Origin of the sequence: Pseudoalteromonas sp. BSi20311 (genome assembly GCF_000239875.1) — a bacterium.
Taxonomy (GTDB): domain Bacteria; phylum Pseudomonadota; class Gammaproteobacteria; order Enterobacterales; family Alteromonadaceae; genus Pseudoalteromonas.
On record NZ_BADU01000127.1, the window covers coordinates 1 to 483 of the forward strand.

Annotated in this window: 1 protein-coding gene; it reads right to left on the minus strand. The window is 38.7% G+C overall.

Annotated elements, in window-relative coordinates:
- Positions 1 to 7 precede the first annotated feature (7 nt).
- The coding region (locus P20311_RS13335) for an IS3 family transposase (protein ID WP_036985193.1) at positions 8 to 483 on the minus strand (476 nt) is incomplete at its 5' end.

Consider the following 483-nt stretch of genomic DNA (forward strand, 5'->3'; position numbering starts at 1 on the left):
GTAGTGGTCAACTAATTTTGGCCACAGTTTTAGAATCTTGGTATCTAACCTCAGATTCATTTGGCGCTAAACCAGCATTATAATGATGTGGCCTAACGTTGTTGTAATATCCGTTGATATAATCACTCACACTATATTTAGCATCTTTAAAGTTTTCGTATCCAACCTTTGGCATCCACTCCGTTTTAAAGCTTCTAAAAAATCGCTCCATTGGCGCATTATCCCAACAATTTCCGCGCCTGCTCATACTTTGTGTAATTTTATAGCGCCATAAACGTTGACGATATTTTAAACTTGTATAATGACTACCTTGGTCTGAATGAAACATCAGTCCTGTCGGTTTTCCTCTACTTTCATACGCGAGTTCAAGTGCTTTTAACGTTAAATTAGTATCTGGCGACAACGACATGGCCCAGCCAACTACTTTACGTGCAAATAAATCAATTACAACGGCTAAATAAGCCCAGCGATTACCTACCCAAA